This is a genomic window from Lactobacillus juensis (assembly GCF_036246285.1).
In the GTDB taxonomy this organism is placed as follows: domain Bacteria; phylum Bacillota; class Bacilli; order Lactobacillales; family Lactobacillaceae; genus Lactobacillus; species Lactobacillus juensis.
In genome coordinates, this window is the sequence record NZ_BTTS01000003.1 from 1 (window position 1) to 15,948 (window position 15,948).

Genomic DNA, 15,948 nt, shown 5'->3' on the forward strand with positions numbered 1-15,948 from the left:
AGAAAAAGTACGGTGGCAAGAGCAAGAAGGAAACACCTGTAACCATGCCGAACACAGCAGTTAAGCTTCTTCACGCCGAGAGTAGTTGGTGGGAGACTGCCTGCGAGGGTAGGACGCTGCCGTGCTTTTTAGTATTCCGGCTTAGCTCAGTTGGTAGAGCGCTTGACTGTTAATCAAGATGTCGTCAGTTCGAGTCTGACAGCCGGAGCGAGCAAAGAGAAGAGGACCATTTGGTCCTCTTTTTTGTGCATAAATTTGATATTTAACTTATATTCGGTTCTATCTTAAGTTTCTTAAACGCTGTAATTAAGTTTTGAAGTCCGGGATTTATTTTTTGTCCATGTTTAACTGCAATAAAATATTTAATTTGAATCAAATTATGATCAACTGGAAGTAAGTTAATAGGTGTTTGCGCCATTCGTTTAATAATGCTTGCAGCTGAAATAGTTAAGCCTACTCCTTTTATTGCTAAGTTGGTTGCAGTAATAATGCTGCTGCTTTCTAAAATAATATTAGGTTTGATATGGAACTTCTGAAATATTCCGTTAACTTGATGGCGAATTGCAGAGCTGTTTGAACTAACAACAAATGGTTCTTGTAAAATATCTTCAATGTTATATTCATTTGGCTCAAGTATGAATCGCCCCTTTTTAAAGTACTTTGATCTTGGTGAAATGATTACAAAATAGTTTTCTCCACCGTTAACATAAAAATCCAATCCTTGATTAAGAGATTCAGGAGTTTGCCCCAAATAACAATCAATTTGTTCATGTAAAAGATGTGCTTCACTCACACGAGGTGAATTTTCTGCAAGCTGAATTTTGATATTAGGATTTTCCAGCATAAAGTTGGGTAAAAGCTCTGGCAGTAAAAATGTTCCCAAACTTTCCAATACTCCGATTCGGATTAATTCTTGATCAGGTGATACATATGGGGTTAACTGCTCTTCTAGCCTTTGTTTATTAGTGATTTTAGTTTCTAAGTAGTTATAGTAAATTACTCCTGCCTGAGTTAACGTAAATGGTATTGTTTCGCGATCGATTATTTCAGTTCCCAATTTACGTTCGATTCGTTTAATTAGTTGCGTTAAATAGGGCTGCGATATATATAACTCGCCGGCAGCTCTGGTAAAATTACTTTCTTTTAATAGCACATCAATAAAATGTAGGACGGTTTCAGGATTGTTCATATTTTGCCTCCGATAACAATTTTATTATAGCCTGCTTGCTAGAAAACTATTTCCTTTTAATCAGAAAAGTTAGTAAAATTTAACTAATGAGCATTAAAAGAAAGGAAGTATATTAATGATGAAATCAGGAACTTATGAAGTAAAAGCTAAAGGTCATGGCTCTAGTTTTATGCCTATGAAGGTGTCACTTTCTGAAGATAAAATCAAGGAAATAGATATTGATTCCAGTGGTGAAACTGCAGGTGTAGCAGATGAAGTCTTTAAACGTCTGCCCAAGCAAATTATTGCTAATCAAACTTTAAATGTTGATGCTGTTAGTGGAGCTACAATTTCCAGTCATGGCGTGATAGATGGTGTGGCTCAAGCAATTAATGAGGCTGGTGGAAATGCACAAGAATGGCTTAACAGACCAAAGCCTCAGGCTGCTAATGATTCTGACAGAGAATACCAAACTGACGTTGTAGTTGTTGGAGCAGGTGGTGCGGGCCTCACTGCAGCCGCCAGAACCATTCAAAATGGTAAAAAAGTAATTGTATTAGAAAAATTCCCTCAAATTGGTGGTAATACTACAAGGGCTGGTGGCCCTTTGAACGCTGCTGAACCAGAGTGGCAAAATCAATTTAAAGCCTTACCTGGTGAAAAAGAAAGCTTGGAAAAATTAGCCGCTACGCCAATTGCTGAAATTGATCCAGAATATCGTGATGACTTTAAAGAATTGCAAAAGCAAATTAAGGCTTATGTAGATTCTGGTAAAAATTATCTGTTTGACTCGGTTTTACTACATGAAATACAGACTTATTTAGGTGGTAAAAGAACTGACTTAAATGGTAATGAAATTCACGGCAATTATGCTCTAGTTACTGAACTTGTTAATAATGTACTTGATTCAGTTAAGTGGCTAACTGATTTAGGAGTGAAGTTTGACCGCTCTGATGTCACCATGCCGGTTGGAGCTTTGTGGCGGCGCGGTCACAAGCCAGTTGAACCTATGGGCTATGCCTTTATTCACGTTTTGGGTGATTGGGTAAAAGAACATGGTGCTACAGTTTTAACAGAAACCCGGGCCCAACACTTAATTATTGAAGACGGTAAAGTTACAGGAGTTGTAGCTCAAAGCAGTGAGGGTAGTAAAGTTACCATTCATGCGCAAAAAGTAATTTTAACTTCTGGCGGTTTTGGTGCCAACACTAAAATGGTGCAAAAATATAACACTTACTGGAAACACATTGATGACGATATTGCTACTACTAATTCACCTGCAATTACTGGTGACGGTATTGCCTTAGGTCAAGAGGCTGGTGCTGATTTAGTGGGGATGGGATTTATTCAATTAATGCCTGTCTCTGATCCAAAGACTGGTGAATTATTTACTGGTATTCAAACTCCGCCCGAAAACTTTATTATGGTCAATCAAAAAGGTGAACGTTTTGTAAATGAATTTGCTGAACGCGATACTTTGGCTAAGGCCGCTATTGCCAATGGCACTTTGTTCTACTTAATAGCTGATGAAAAAATAAAAGCTACAGCTTATAACACAACCGAAGAATCACTTGAGGCTCAGGTAAAAGCGGGTACTTTGTTAAAGGCAGACACTTTGGAGGAATTAGCTGAAAAAGCCGGTATGGATCCAGCTACTTTGGTCAATACTATTAAAAAATATAATTCATATGTTGACGCAGGTAATGATCCAGAATTTGGTAAAAGCGCGTTTAACCTTAAATGTGAAGTTGCACCGTTTTATGCTACACCTCGTAAACCTGCTATTCACCATACAATGGGTGGCTTAAAGATCAATCCAAAAGCGCAAGTAATAAACAAAGATGGACAAGTAATTACTGGTCTTTATGCGGCAGGTGAAGTCGCTGGCGGATTACATGCTGGTAATCGTCTTGGTGGTAATTCACTAGCTGATATCTTTACTTTTGGTCGTATTGCTGCTGACACTGCTTGCAGTGAAATTGCAGATAATGATGCAGTGACAGGTGCATCAGAAAAATAATATTTTAATTCTAGTAAAAAAGGAAGGCGATTTGCCTTCCTTTTTTATATATATCCTCTTTCAAAAGCAACAAAAATAGTGACTATTAGTAAATCTGCACAACCGCCTAAGCTGTAATTATGTGCTAGACATGCTTTATTTAATTTCTGCAGTTGCTTTTTCCCAGCTGGAGCAGCATAGCCACCAAGATCTAAATATTTTGTTGCTTCTTGGTGGAGCCATTTAACTGCATCATAATTTCCAGCTCGTTTAATTAAATTACTGTCAACCGCTACTGTAGCTATTTTCATTAAAGTATCAAGGAGTCTCGTTTGGAGCGTTCCCTTACTTTTTTTAAAAAAAGGTAAAGCTACTTCACGTACAATGGGATAGCCTTGTTCCGCTTGAGCACGAGCCCCACCAACATGATACTGCTCAAATTCTTTTTCACCTGCTGTTTGTAACTCATTATTTTGAATCAGATCATGCTGTACAAGTCTTTTACACATCTTGGTGATAGTAAGAAATAGTTCAGTATTGTTTGTCATACTGTAACTTTCAGCGCAGACAAAGATACCCAAAGCAAAAATTGCTCCTTTATGTGTATTAGCGCCGTGCGTTGCAGCAAACATTTCTTTTTCAGCAGTAATACCTCTTTGTCTTAATTTATAAAACATTTGGGTTAAATCAGTCGATTGAAAATTTTGTCCAATTTCAACAGCAGTAGAAAAATATGCCTCTAAGCTTAAACTGCTGTCAATAAAAGTATAAATATTCATATCGGGATGCGGCCCTTGGCTGATAGGATCTACTAAGCCAGGTTTTGGTGCGGTAACAGATTCATATAAGAGTGAGCGTAAAGCATTTTTTGTAATTGAATTAGTCATAAGTATCTATATTTAATCATTAATTAGTTTGATAACATCATTTTCAGTATAAACTATTTTAAAATTAAATTTAATTACCTGTAATTTATTTCTTTAACGAATTAATCTAAAGCATTAAAAAGCCACATATCAAATAACCTTGATATGTGGCTTTTTCTAATTCTATAAAAAATTGATTTTATTTACTAAGTTTGCCAAACAGTTTCTTATAGCGAATTGCAATTAACAGTGTGTCAATAAATCCTATTAAAGCAATAATTACGTCTAAGAACATAACATTTTTCATATTGCCAATCCAGCCTATGAAAAGCGGAATGGTAAAGGAAGCGATGGAACCTGCAGTATAAAAGAATCCAGTGACTGTACCTTTACCGGCAGGGAAAAATTCAGCCATAACAGTTAAAGCTAATTGCATTACTCCACCAGCTGCAAAGAACCCTACTAGAAACGCCAAAATGATCATCAAGGCAGCATTAGTTGGAAATAGCCACATTAATAAAATGGAGACAAAAGCTCCTAGAGTGTAGACTGGCACAAATTGAATTTCACTAATCTTTTTACCTAAAACAGCAGTTAAAAGAACGCAACAAATTGAACCTAGGGAATACCATGAGACTAAGGAATGGGCAGATGCTTGAGCCATGCCACCAACTTGTTGACCATATTGTGTAAGCATTTGACTTACTAAATAGAAAGTTGCTTGAGAAATATATCCGTAAATGATAAATAATGTACCATCAATCCAGACGTTGCTTGCAATATTGTTACTTGCCTGTTCTTCAGCTTTTTCAGCTTTCTCAGCTTTCTCTTCATCTTCTTTGGTAACTTCATTTGAATCTGGAAAAGCTCCACCAAATAGGAAATATAAAAAAGTAACTACTAGAATTGCAGCTGGAATTATAAATGACCAACCATACCACATGTGTGCAGCGGCGAGTCCACTAACAATAAATGGTAATAGAAACTGACCAGCAGAAATAAAGGCTTTTAAAACAACATTTGATGTACCCTTTGAGTTGGGATATATTTCCATAAGTCCAGGATACGTCCCCGTATCTAAAAAAGAATTAGCCATTCCAGCTAAAATACCTAGAATGTATGCTATGACCGTGTTGGGTGAAAGTAGAATACCAATAAAAAAGATAAAGTAAGTCACAATACCTAGTTGGACGAAAGGCTTGCGTCCAAATTTGTCCGATAAAACACCTGAAATTAATAAATTAATAATCCTGCCTATACCTAAGGCAGAAACTACTGCTAGAGCAGCTGTTTGACTTGTACCCCATTGTTTAGCTAAAGCGGCAGCATTTTGTGATAATATTATCACTCCCATACCATGAACAAAATAGTTAAAATACAAGGCAAGAGCTGTAGGCGTATATTTATTTTTCATACTATTCTCCTATTCTCCTAAAAAATTTTTATTTATCTTCGTCTGAAAACATAATTTCACGAATATAATCTGTTGGCATCTCTTTACCGGTCCACAGCTTAAAGGAGGCTGCACCCTGATCAATCATCATGCCAATGCCATCAAAAACATGCTTGACTCCTGCTTTTTGAGCCACTTTCATTAATTTGGTAGTTCTAGGAGCATAAACCGTGTCAAATACTACCATATCTTCATGGAACCAGGAAGGATCTGAAACCAGCGTCTTATCTTCAAGCGGCTTCATACCCACGCTGGTGGCATCACAATAAATATCGCTTTCTGCAATTGATTGTTTAAATGCTTCCTGATCAGTCAATTCAGTTAAAGAAACCTGGCAATCAGTTTTTTCTTGAATAGTTTTGACGTTCTTTTCAGCCTGAGCCCACTTATCATCTTTAATGTTAAAAATTCTGATTTCTTTAGCACCATCTAAAGCTGATTGAACGGCTATCGGGGTTGCGGCACCGCCGGCACCAGTTAAAGTCATCACTTTACCTTTAATGTCAATGCCTTCATCCTTAAGCGACTGGACAAAGCCGATGCCGTCGGTAGTGTAGCCCGTCAAAACGCCATGGTCGTTCACAATAGTATTAACCGCATCACACATTTCAGAAGCTGGCGATAATTTATCAAGGTACTGGATTACCTCTTTTTTGTTGGGCATCGAAACATTTGAGCCCCGCATATCTAAAGTGCGGATAGCGTCAACTGCACCTTTTAATTTATCATTGCCAATTTCAAAACAGAGATAAGTATAATTCAAGCCCAATTTAGCAAAAGCATTATTATGCATTGTAGGTGACATTGAATGCCGAATAGGATATGCCATTAAGCCAATTAAGTAGGTATGACCATCTAGCCAGCCAGTAATAGGACCATTAACACCAGTAATTTTATTTCCCATATCTTTCTCCTTTTTATAATATATAAGTATTCTATTTTATGTTATCGCTTGCAAAGTTAGAATAAATAAAGCTAATTTGTATTATTAATAGAAATGCTTTATGATTTAGATAATACTTAATGTAAAGTGAGCCACTTATGAATTTAAAACATTTACAGTTTTTCGTAGAATTAGCACATACGGAACATATGGCGAAAGCTGCTGAAAATTTGGGTATATCACAGCCTTCTTTGTCATATGCTATTTCTAATATTGAACATGAATTAGGAGCTCCATTATTTGAAAAAGATGGCAGAAATATCAAGTTAACTAATTACGGTAAGATATATTTAAAATATGTGCAAGAAAGCCTAAATAAGCTAAAACAAGGTTCCAAGTATATTAATGAATTGTTAGACATTAATAGTGGTCATATCAATTTAGGATTTACTTATACTTTGGGTCAAGACTTATTACCACATCTAGTAAGTGTTTTTAAGAAGCAAGAGGAGAATAAAAATATAAAATTCTCTTTTAAACAGGATACTACTGAACATCTGATTAATGACATTTTAAATGATAAATTGGATCTTGTATGTAGCTCTATGCCAGAGCAAAATTTAGATCAATTGTGTGTTCATCATTTGGTTGATCAACAAATGAAAGTAGCTGTACCATTACAATGTAGCTTAGCAAATAAAAAAAGTTTGTATATAAAGGAACTAGAAAAATGTCCATTTATAATGTACTCCCATAAAAGCGGATTAAGGCCAAAGATTGATCAAATTTTTTCTACTATAAATTTTAAACCTAAAGTTGCATTAGAAGCAGTTGAAGATCATGCTATTATAGGATTTGTTCATTGGGGATTTGGAATTGCTATTGTTCCTAATTTGCCACAGCTTAATGATAAAACAGTTAAACTTTTAGATATAAAAGATAAAATTGCTAAACATAGTTTGTATATCATTACAAAAAACAATCATTTCTTGTCGCCGGTTGTTAATAAATTTCAAAATTTTGCACAACATTATTGCCAAGAAAATTATATTAATAAAAATAAGTTGATATAGTTAAAAATATTAATTAAAGCACAAACATTATTAAAAAACTTACAGAGGGAATCTATAGATAAATTGTATTAATTTAATAGAATTCCCTTATTTTTATTGCCCTAAAATTGTGTCATATTTAAGGTAGTTTTGAAAGCGATTTATTTATGGGGGATAAATTTATGAAAAGGTCTATTACTTATGAAGTTGCCGTGGTAGGCGGAGGAGCAGCTGGTATTGCTGCTGCTCTTGCTTCTGCTAAAGCAGGTGCCAAAACAATTTTAATTGAGCGTGCTTCCGCTTTAGGCGGTCAGGGTGTTAATTCACAAGTTGCTGCATATTGTGGCTTTTATACTAGAGGTCAGAATCCAGATAAGGTTGTTGGTGGAATTGGTGATTTAGTTTTGAAAAAAATGAATGCTGCAGGTATGGATATTACACCTCACCCATCACCATCCACTGGCAATGTTTCAATCAAGTTCGATCCAGAAAAAATGAAATTTATTTTTGATGATTTGTTTCTTCAAAGTAAAGCAGACTTGCTTCTTCATACAAGTTTGGTAGGGGTTAACAAAAAGGGCAAAAAGATAAAAAGCTTAATTTGTTATGACGATGAAGGATTAGTAGAAGTAAATGCAAACTCTTTTGTTGATGCGAGTGGCAATGCAAATTTAATTCATTTAGCAGGATTAAAAACTAATTGGGGAGATGAAAATACTCATGCTGTTCAGCAAGCTTCCCTTGCGTTTAGAGTAAATAATATTCCTGCTAGAAATATTTTAATGAGTGAAATCCAGAGTGCTGTAAAAAAGGGTAAAGAAGAGGGTATCCCATATTTAACCAAAGAAAAGGGAGTTTTTATTAAAAATAATGGTGATGATTATGGTTTTCTCACTTTGCCAAGTGTTGATTTAAGTTCTTTAGATGGTAGCAATTTAACTAGTGCTGAAATTATGCTTAGGAAGAAAGTCCAAAGCTATTTTCTGATTGTTAAAAAATATATTAATGGGTGTGAAAATGCAGTTCTCGTAAGTTCCGGCCCCAATATAGGAATTCGTGAATCCAGACGAATGATTGGAGATACCACTCTGCATGGTAAAGATATTTTAAATATAGTTAAAAGAAAAGATAGTATCGGAAGGGCAGCATGGAGCCCAGAAATTCATCATATTAATAATCAAGTTGAATACAAACATATGCCAGATAATGACTATGCCAGCATTCCACTGGGCTCGTTAAAGGCAAAAGATATTGATAATATTTGGGGGGCTGGACGCTTGATCTCGGTTGATCATGTAGCTCAAGCTTCTATAAGAGTCATGGGAACTAGCTATATTACTGGACAAGCAGCTGGAATAGCAGCTGGACTTCAGAGTAAAGATACTGATGAAAAAAACTTTTGTGCTGATGCGGTTCAGAAAGAACTTAAAGCTCAAAGAGCACTTTTATAGCGGGAGGGATAATAATGAGTAAACAAAAGAAAGACTATCTGTTTTTATTGGTTTCTTTTCTGATAATACTAATTTTTGGTATGTTGTTGCCTGCTAGTAATGGTTTAACTCCTCAAGGATTATGGACGTTAGGTATTTTTGTGGCTGCGCTGGTAATGTGGACTACAATTTCTATTTCGTGGCCAAGTTTAATAGTCCTATTTTTGCTTGGATTAATACCAAGTGTAGGATATCAAGCCGCGTTTACGGGAACTTTTGGCAATTCTACAGTTGCTTTTCTGATTTTTACTTTTGCATTAGTTTACCCACTATCACAAACAAATTTTATAAGAAGATGTACTATAGCGTTAATTACCAACCGGATTGCTAAAAAAAGCCCATGGAGATTTGTGATTTTTCTATTTACTGCCATTACTTTCTTAGGACTTTTTATTTCACCTACTGTTTTGATGGTGACATTTATGCCATTTTTGCTTGATATTTTTAAAGTGTTGCATATAGAAAAGGGAAGCAAGGTTGGCAGCATGATTACCATGGGAGCGACATTTTGCATCAACCTTTCTTCAGGAATGACAGCAATCGCGCATGTATGGCCAACCTTAGCCATAGGATTTTATAAAGGCGCAACTGGAAAAGAAATATCACAAGTTCAGTACATGATGGTTGGAATTCCTATTGGAATTTTAATTATTATTGGTATGCTTCTTGTTTTTCGTTTTATTTATTGCCCAAATGATATTAAAAATATAAATTTAAAGGCTGTTGAAAAACTTAAGGGAACCATCAAACCTGCTGATAGAAAAGAAAAAATAATATTAGCAACTATGCTTTTAACGGTAATATTATGGATAATGCCTAGCTTTATTAAAGGCATACTTCCTACTGTTTATACAACAATAAGCGGTTGGACTACGGCTTTTCCACCGTTATTAGGATGTATTATATTGATGATTGTCAATATTAACGGAAAAAGTATATTGAGCTTTAAAGAAGTTACAAACAAAGGTATATCTTGGGCTTCCGTCCTTATGGTAGGTGTAGCTAGTGAACTTGGTGCGGTTTTAACTGCTAAAACAATGGGAATTGAAACATGGTTAACGAACATTTTAAGCCCATTAGCTAAAGGATTACCAGAAATTCTTTTAGCTCTTTTCTTTATTGTTTGGTGTGTTGTTGAAACTAATTTCTCTTCCAATATTGTGACTACGACTATTGTTTCATCCGTAGCAATTTCTGTAATCAGTTCTTTGAGTACTACAGCAAATGGTATTAATCTAGCAGCAGTAATTATGTTGATTGGCTTTGGGGCTGCTGTTTGCAATATGACTCCTGCAGGTCAAGCGGGCGTTAATCCGGTTGCTATTGGTACGGAATTTACAACAGCAAAAGATATGCTAATTTGGGGAGCAGCATTTGCTGTTATATCTATCGTAGTTATGACATTTGTCGGTTATCCATTTGCAAAACTAATCTTGTAATAAATAATATTAATTATTTAAAGGGCTCTTTCTGAAAATGAATTAGACATTTTTTATTATATCTCGATTCGAATAAGGTTAAATTTTGCTATTAATTAAAAAAATTGATTAATGTTGTAAAATAAATTTATTTTTCTTATGTAATTACTTTTATATACTGAAAACGGTTAAAAAACGAAAAAGGACTGAACATTAATGACAGAAAAAATAATTAAAGCAACGGCAGAAGGAAGAAATGGTCAAATTGACTTTGACATCAAAGTTGAAAATAATCAAATTGCAGATATTAATGTAACCAAAACTGCAGAAACCCCGGGTATCTTCAATCAGGTTGTAGGTAAATTAAAAAAGAATATTATTAATAGTCAAAGTTTCAATGTCGATGCCATTTCTGGTGCTTCGATTATGACACAAGCCATGCTTGATTCTGGAAAGAAAGCGTTAAAAGCAAATGGTGTAGATATTGTTGCTAAGTCTAGTGATAAGTCGCATCAAGATGTAACTTATGATGTGGATGTAGCTGTAATTGGTTCAGGTATGGCAGGCTTGATGGCAGCTTCTCGGGCACTATCAATGGGTAAAAACGTTCTTTTAATTGAAAAGAATGGCTATCTCGGTGGAGCTACAATTCTTAATGGTTCCAATGTGGTTGGTACTGGTTCAAAACTAGCAGCTGCTTTATTTGGCAAGGAAGCTAAAAAAGATTCTCCACAGCTCCTGGTTCAAGATATTGTTCGTGAATGTCGGGGGACTAATTATCCACTACTTTCAAATATACTTGCTCAAAATATTGGTAAAGCAGTTGATTTTATCACTGAATTTGCAGACCTTACTTATCAAAAAGCTGAAACACAGACTATTGAGCATTCTGTTGACAGGCAAATTGAAATGCCTTCAGAGAGTTCTTATGAATTAGTTTCTAAAGTGGCAAATGCCTTTACCAAAAAGGGTGGCAAAATTTTACTTGAAACTCGGGTGGAACAACTTAATAAAAACAAACAGGGTCAGCTTGTTTCATTAGTTGCTGAAGGTAAGCACGAAACTGTTACTGTAAACTTTAAGTCCCTAGTTATGGCAGCTGGTGGCTGGGGCGCTCGTGATTACCTTAAACATAAGACCAATATCCCTTATTACGGTCCGATGACTTCTACTGGTGATTATTTCGATTTTGCTAAAAATATGAATCTGGCTACACGCAATCTTGACTGGTATAAAGTTTACCCTCATGGTTTAGAAGTTGAACCTGGCATTGCCAAATTAACAACCTATTCAACAAAAGAAGCTACAGACATGGGTGCTATTTTTGTCAATACCAGTGGTAAGCGAATTGTAAATGAATCTGCCCCATACACTCATTTTCGGGATGCTATTGCTGAGCAAAAGGATAAAATTGCTTTTGTAGTGATGGATGAAAGAACATGGAACAGATTCTATGAATTGCTTCTTAAATATGGTTTTACCAAAGATGAAGTTCAAGGTTTCTTTGATCTTGACGGCAAGAAGAGTCCGATTTTAGTAAGCGGAGATTTGCAAACAGTGGCTCAAAAAGCTGGCATTGATTATGAAAACCTAAAGAAGACTTTAACTGACTACGAAAAATATGTTACCTCAGGTAATGATCCTGAGTTTGGTCGCCCTTCTCAGTTTATGCATAAATATGAAGGTGATAACTACTTTGTGATTGAGCAGAAATTACGTTTTTGTACCACTCTTGGTGGCTATGAAACTAACCAGCATATGCAGCTTTTAGACCAAAACTTTGAAGCACTAGACAATTTCTATGCTGCTGGTGAGATTGTTGGCGGTGCTAATGGTCATGATTCAATGCCAAGTATGATGAATTCTTGGTCCTATGCTTCAGGTTTTGTGGCCGGAACAGAGGCTGCTGATAATGCTAACTATCAAAAGCTGGTAAAAACTGCGTCCAATTCAACTGATACAGTGTCTGGTGCTTCTAAAAATTAATGTTGATTAATTATTTTATTTTTAAATTTAATAAAGGAGAAAAATGATGGCTAATAAAATTACTGGTGTTAATGGTCCTATTACTGGCTGGCTAGATGGCCATACCTACTTAATTGGCTTAATGGCATATCCTATTCGGCATTCAATGTCACCTACAATGCACAACAATGCCTTTGCCAAGTTGGGCTTGAATTATACTTATCTCTGTTTTGAAATTGGCAATGATAAATTAAAAGGTGCAGTTGACGCTATCCGCACTTTAGATATGCGTGGCTCAAACGTTTCGATGCCCAATAAAAAAGAGGTAATCCAGTACCTTGATAAATTATCGCCAGCTTCTGAAATGTGTGATGCGGTTAATACTATAGTGAACGACCATGGCGTTTTGACTGGCTACACTACTGATGGCATTGGCTTTGTCCAGTCGCTTAAGGATGAAGGCATTGACATTAAAGGCAAAGTGATGACTTTAGCCGGTGCCGGCGGTGCCGCAACCCCGATAGCCGTTCAATCAGCTTTAGATGGTGCTAAAGAAATCAGAATTTTTAACATTAAAGATGACAAGTGGGCTCAGGCTGAAAAGAACGTCAAAACTATTCAAGAAAAAACTGATTGCCAAGTTTCTTTAACTGAATTGACTGATCAGGAAGCATTCAAACAATCAATTGCAGAAAGTGATATTTACTGTGATGCGACAAGCGTTGGTATGAAGCCACTTGAGGATAAGACACTAGTTTCAGATCCTTCCTGGTTCCATCAAGATATGGTAGTGTTTGACACAGTTTATGCTCCTAGAACTACCAAATTAATGAAAGTGGCTCAAAAAGCAGGAGTTAAGCATGTTTTTGATGGTATTGGCATGATGATTGATCAGGGTGCAGCCTCCTTTAAGCTGTGGACCGGTAAAGAGATGCCAACTGATTATATTCGTGAAATTATGTTTTCAGACAATAATTAGTTGAGGTATTGAATAATGGCTACTGTCAAAATTAGAAATATTGTTTTAGGTGCAGGCTTGCCTAAAATTGCCGTGCCAAATGTCGGTTCAACTGAAAAAGAGATTATGGCTTCAGCTAAGAAGATTAAGGCTGCCAAACCAGATTTAATGGAATGGCGTATTGATTATTATGCTGCAGGGATTAAGGATTTTAATATATTAAATACTACAGCCAAGAAATTGCGCCAAGAAGTCGGCGAGTTACCCGTTTTAGTTACTTTTCGTACCAAAAATGAAGGTGGAGTTTGTCAGCTCGACGAGGACCAGTATTTAAATTTAGTAGAATATGTAATTACTAACAGGCTGGGTGATGCTGTTGATATTGAACTTTTTCATGATGAAAAAAGAATAAAGTCTTTGGTGACTTTAGCTCATAACTACAATGTTGTTGTAATTATGAGTAACCATGATTTTGAAAAGGTGCCAGCTAAAGATGTAATTGAATTTCGCTTACGAAAAATGGCACAACTTGGTGCTGATGTGCCAAAGTTAGCTTGCATGCCGCATAGTGCCTCTGACGTTTTAACTCTTTTAACAGCAACGACAGAAATGAACAAAGAGATTGCTAATCCCTTGATTACTATGGCTATGGGCGATATCGGTAAAGTCACTAGAGTAGCAGGCCAGGTTTTCGGCTCAAGTCTGTCCTTTGGCGCTGTTGGTCAAACTTCTGCACCCGGTCAGTTATCAATTGAGGATCTGCGTAATGCGGAAAACTACTTAGCATTACAGTAAATTTTATTAAGATAATAGATATTTTGAGTTAGCTTTAAGTATTGAGGCTAACTCTTTTTTGGTTAAATCAAATTTATACGAAAAATACGTGTTAAACTTTTAATGACAACACTATGTATTTCTAGGGTAACTTTAGTAATGGAGAAATGTATGACTGCAAACGAGAATATTGAATGGTTTAAAAATGCTAAATACGGCATGATGATTCATTGGGGTTTATATTCACTTCTTGCCGGTGAATATGAAGGAAAATCTGCAAGCAATTACGCTGAATGGATTCAGTCTAAATTGCAAATACCTGTCGCAAAGTATTGTCAGCTTGCTACCGCTTTTAACCCCATATATTTTGATGCTGACAAAATCGTATCTTTTGCTAAAAAATGTGGTATGAAATATCTGGTAGTTACAACTAAACACCATGATGGCTTTGCAATGTACCATTCACAAGTAGATTCATATAATGTGTATGATGCAACACCATTTCAGCGGGATGTAATCGGTGAACTTGCAATGGCTTGCCAAAAATTCGGCTTAAAGCTGGGCCTTTATTATTCCCAAGATTTAGATTGGCATGAACCAAATGGGGGAGGCTACCTTTCAAATGATATTGAATCCTCTGGCACTACTTGGGACAATAGCTGGGATTTTCCGCAGAAAAATAAGAATTATGATCAATGCTTTACAGACAAAATTCTGCCCCAGATTAAAGAAATAATGAGTGATTATGGGGAGATAGCTGTTGCCTGGTTTGATGTACCGATGACATTAACTGCAAGCCAAAGTCAGGAAATTTATGAGACAGTGAAAAAATTGCAGCCCAATTGCCTAACAAATTCACGTCTTGGTAATGGCAAATATGATTATGTTTCCCTTGGTGACAATGAAATTCCAAGTGAAAAAGAAGAGGAGCAAAAAGATATTAATTTTAACTCACTCAATGGCCTTAAACCTTCACCATATGGTTTATATGAGTCAGCCGGTACCACTAATGATTCTTGGGGCTTTTCTTATCGCGATCAAAATTGGAAATCTCCTGCAACTATTTATCACAACCGCAAATATTTAAATAGCTTAGGAATAAATTATTTATTAAATATTGGGCTTGATGGTTTAGGAAGGATTCCCTTGCCCGCACAGCAAAGTATTGCAGCGGCAGCGAAATTGGCTGAGAAATAATAAAAATTGGAATGTTGTGGTTTAACACTACAAAAGGAGTCTGAGAAAAAAGTGTTCTTTGAAGTTAAATTAAAAAATTTCACAATTTAAAAAGACCGACAAATCAACGTTTTATTGACATGATTTGTCGGCCTTTTTTAGTTAGGTTAGAGTTTTTTCCCAGACTCTAATTAATGAAAGTAATTTTGGATTTTTTTAATGAGGTCTTCTTTGGTACTTAATATAAGTTCGATATAAATTATTTTTTCTTTTTTATCTACACGGTAGAAGATATATTCATATTTATCAATTAGAACATAATAACCATTAAGTAATTCAGAAAACTTAGCAGCTTTAATGCCCAGATATGGAAATGACTTTAAATTCTCCGGTTTTTCTTCTTCCCTAGCCAAAACTTTTTTTACTTTTTCACCAAACTTAGCCAATAAGTATGTTTTTAGGTTTTCAAAATATTCTTTAGAAGGGCTAGATAATTTTAATGAGAACATTAGCTGAATAGTTTTCCTTTAATTTCATCAAAATTATAATGCTTTGATTTTTCAGCTTTTTTCAGCTTAGTTACCAGCTCAAGAGTAGTAGTAAATTCATCATAGTCCTCAATATCTATGAGCGCAAATTTGCCATAGCCGTTTTTGGTAAGAAAAACGGGATTATCTTTTTTAACTTTATCAAGGACTTTATTGTAATTTCTTAATTCTGAAACAGGTCGAATTTGTAACATGAGC

At 35.7% G+C, this 15,948-nt stretch carries 14 protein-coding genes, 1 tRNA gene and 1 rRNA gene; 10 read left to right on the top strand and 6 right to left on the bottom strand.

The genetic code is table 11. The annotated features are described in order from the left end of the window. Window positions 1-8 precede the first annotated feature (8 nt). Both rrf and AAA926_RS07815 read left to right on the top strand, forming a co-directional pair. A 5S ribosomal RNA gene (gene rrf, locus AAA926_RS07810) occupies window positions 9-125 on the top strand. 10 nt (window positions 126-135) lie between these two features. Continuing rightward, window positions 136-208 (top strand) — tRNA-Asn (locus tag AAA926_RS07815). Window positions 209-262: 54 nt separating this feature from the next. Here the strand turns inward: AAA926_RS07815 and AAA926_RS07820 are convergent. Beyond that, on the bottom strand, window positions 263-1,189 hold the full coding sequence (locus tag AAA926_RS07820) for a LysR family transcriptional regulator (RefSeq protein ID WP_265893504.1): 927 nt from the start codon (window positions 1,187-1,189) through the stop codon (window positions 263-265). Window positions 1,190-1,307: 118 nt separating this feature from the next. Between AAA926_RS07820 and AAA926_RS07825 the strand changes: the two genes are divergently transcribed. Next, window positions 1,308-3,188, top strand: coding sequence for a flavocytochrome c (locus tag AAA926_RS07825; protein ID WP_338212348.1), 1,881 nt, complete (start codon window positions 1,308-1,310; stop codon window positions 3,186-3,188). 44 nt (window positions 3,189-3,232) lie between these two features. Here AAA926_RS07825 and AAA926_RS07830 read toward each other — a convergent pair whose 3' ends face one another. The 3 genes from AAA926_RS07830 to AAA926_RS07840 all read right to left on the bottom strand — a co-directional run bounded on the left by AAA926_RS07830 (window position 3,233) and on the right by AAA926_RS07840 (window position 6,390). Further along, window positions 3,233-4,054, bottom strand: coding sequence for a triphosphoribosyl-dephospho-CoA synthase (locus AAA926_RS07830; RefSeq protein WP_338212262.1), 822 nt, complete (start codon window positions 4,052-4,054; stop codon window positions 3,233-3,235). A gap of 178 nt (window positions 4,055-4,232) precedes the next feature. Beyond that, window positions 4,233-5,447 carry an MFS transporter gene (locus tag AAA926_RS07835; RefSeq protein ID WP_338212263.1) on the bottom strand — a complete coding sequence of 405 codons (1,215 nt, stop codon included), beginning with the start codon at window positions 5,445-5,447 and terminating at the stop codon, window positions 4,233-4,235. 28 nt (window positions 5,448-5,475) lie between these two features. Next, window positions 5,476-6,390 carry a shikimate dehydrogenase gene (locus AAA926_RS07840; RefSeq protein WP_338212264.1) on the bottom strand — a complete coding sequence of 305 codons (915 nt, stop codon included), beginning with the start codon at window positions 6,388-6,390 and terminating at the stop codon, window positions 5,476-5,478. Window positions 6,391-6,527: 137 nt separating this feature from the next. Between AAA926_RS07840 and AAA926_RS07845 the strand changes: the two genes are divergently transcribed. The 7 genes from AAA926_RS07845 to AAA926_RS07875 all read left to right on the top strand — a co-directional run bounded on the left by AAA926_RS07845 (window position 6,528) and on the right by AAA926_RS07875 (window position 15,223). Beyond that, window positions 6,528-7,442 (top strand): LysR family transcriptional regulator, encoded by a 915-nt coding sequence (locus AAA926_RS07845; protein WP_338212265.1) that lies wholly within the window; start codon window positions 6,528-6,530, stop codon window positions 7,440-7,442. A gap of 161 nt (window positions 7,443-7,603) precedes the next feature. Further along, window positions 7,604-8,872: an FAD-dependent oxidoreductase gene (locus tag AAA926_RS07850; RefSeq protein WP_338212266.1), complete on the top strand. Its 1,269-nt coding sequence runs from the start codon at window positions 7,604-7,606 to the stop codon at window positions 8,870-8,872. Window positions 8,873-8,886: 14 nt separating this feature from the next. Next, window positions 8,887-10,350 (top strand): SLC13 family permease, encoded by a 1,464-nt coding sequence (locus tag AAA926_RS07855; protein WP_338212267.1) that lies wholly within the window; start codon window positions 8,887-8,889, stop codon window positions 10,348-10,350. Between the two features lie 195 nt (window positions 10,351-10,545). Then, window positions 10,546-12,315 carry an FAD-dependent oxidoreductase gene (locus AAA926_RS07860; RefSeq protein WP_338212268.1) on the top strand — a complete coding sequence of 590 codons (1,770 nt, stop codon included), beginning with the start codon at window positions 10,546-10,548 and terminating at the stop codon, window positions 12,313-12,315. Window positions 12,316-12,361: 46 nt separating this feature from the next. Beyond that, complete coding sequence (locus AAA926_RS07865) at window positions 12,362-13,273, top strand: shikimate dehydrogenase (RefSeq protein ID WP_338207052.1); 912 nt, start codon at window positions 12,362-12,364, stop codon at window positions 13,271-13,273. A gap of 15 nt (window positions 13,274-13,288) precedes the next feature. Further along, the gene (gene aroD / locus AAA926_RS07870; RefSeq protein WP_338212269.1) at window positions 13,289-14,047 is read left to right on the top strand and encodes a type I 3-dehydroquinate dehydratase; all 759 of its coding nucleotides are present in this window, start codon (window positions 13,289-13,291) and stop codon (window positions 14,045-14,047) included. A 150-nt stretch (window positions 14,048-14,197) separates the two neighbouring features. Further along, complete coding sequence (locus AAA926_RS07875; RefSeq protein ID WP_338212270.1) at window positions 14,198-15,223, top strand: alpha-L-fucosidase; 1,026 nt, start codon at window positions 14,198-14,200, stop codon at window positions 15,221-15,223. Window positions 15,224-15,393: 170 nt separating this feature from the next. Here the strand turns inward: AAA926_RS07875 and AAA926_RS07880 are convergent, their stop codons facing one another. Both AAA926_RS07880 and AAA926_RS07885 read right to left on the bottom strand, forming a co-directional pair. Then, entirely contained in the window at window positions 15,394-15,711 is a 318-nt protein-coding gene (locus AAA926_RS07880; RefSeq protein WP_338212271.1) for a type II toxin-antitoxin system RelE/ParE family toxin, read from the bottom strand. Continuing rightward, on the bottom strand, window positions 15,711-15,944 hold the full coding sequence (locus AAA926_RS07885; protein WP_338212272.1) for a type II toxin-antitoxin system prevent-host-death family antitoxin: 234 nt from the start codon (window positions 15,942-15,944) through the stop codon (window positions 15,711-15,713). Before AAA926_RS07885 ends, AAA926_RS07880 begins: the two co-directional genes overlap by 1 nt. Window positions 15,945-15,948: the final 4 nt, after the last annotated feature.

Excerpts from the sequence above, each read along its gene's own strand:
- AAA926_RS07820 (WP_265893504.1), bottom strand. The coding sequence starts at position 1,189 with ATGAACAATCCTGAAACCGTCCTACATTTTATTGATGTGCTATTAAAA.
- AAA926_RS07825 (WP_338212348.1), top strand. The coding sequence starts at position 1,308 with ATGAAATCAGGAACTTATGAAGTAAAAGCTAAAGGTCATGGCTCTAGT.
- AAA926_RS07830 (WP_338212262.1), bottom strand. The coding sequence starts at position 4,054 with ATGACTAATTCAATTACAAAAAATGCTTTACGCTCACTCTTATATGAA.
- AAA926_RS07835 (WP_338212263.1), bottom strand. The coding sequence starts at position 5,447 with ATGAAAAATAAATATACGCCTACAGCTCTTGCCTTGTATTTTAACTAT.
- AAA926_RS07840 (WP_338212264.1), bottom strand. The coding sequence starts at position 6,390 with ATGGGAAATAAAATTACTGGTGTTAATGGTCCTATTACTGGCTGGCTA.
- AAA926_RS07845 (WP_338212265.1), top strand. The coding sequence starts at position 6,528 with ATGAATTTAAAACATTTACAGTTTTTCGTAGAATTAGCACATACGGAA.
- AAA926_RS07850 (WP_338212266.1), top strand. The coding sequence starts at position 7,604 with ATGAAAAGGTCTATTACTTATGAAGTTGCCGTGGTAGGCGGAGGAGCA.
- AAA926_RS07855 (WP_338212267.1), top strand. The coding sequence starts at position 8,887 with ATGAGTAAACAAAAGAAAGACTATCTGTTTTTATTGGTTTCTTTTCTG.
- AAA926_RS07860 (WP_338212268.1), top strand. The coding sequence starts at position 10,546 with ATGACAGAAAAAATAATTAAAGCAACGGCAGAAGGAAGAAATGGTCAA.
- AAA926_RS07865 (WP_338207052.1), top strand. The coding sequence starts at position 12,362 with ATGGCTAATAAAATTACTGGTGTTAATGGTCCTATTACTGGCTGGCTA.
- aroD (WP_338212269.1), top strand. The coding sequence starts at position 13,289 with ATGGCTACTGTCAAAATTAGAAATATTGTTTTAGGTGCAGGCTTGCCT.
- AAA926_RS07875 (WP_338212270.1), top strand. The coding sequence starts at position 14,198 with ATGACTGCAAACGAGAATATTGAATGGTTTAAAAATGCTAAATACGGC.
- AAA926_RS07880 (WP_338212271.1), bottom strand. The coding sequence starts at position 15,711 with ATGTTCTCATTAAAATTATCTAGCCCTTCTAAAGAATATTTTGAAAAC.
- AAA926_RS07885 (WP_338212272.1), bottom strand. The coding sequence starts at position 15,944 with ATGTTACAAATTCGACCTGTTTCAGAATTAAGAAATTACAATAAAGTC.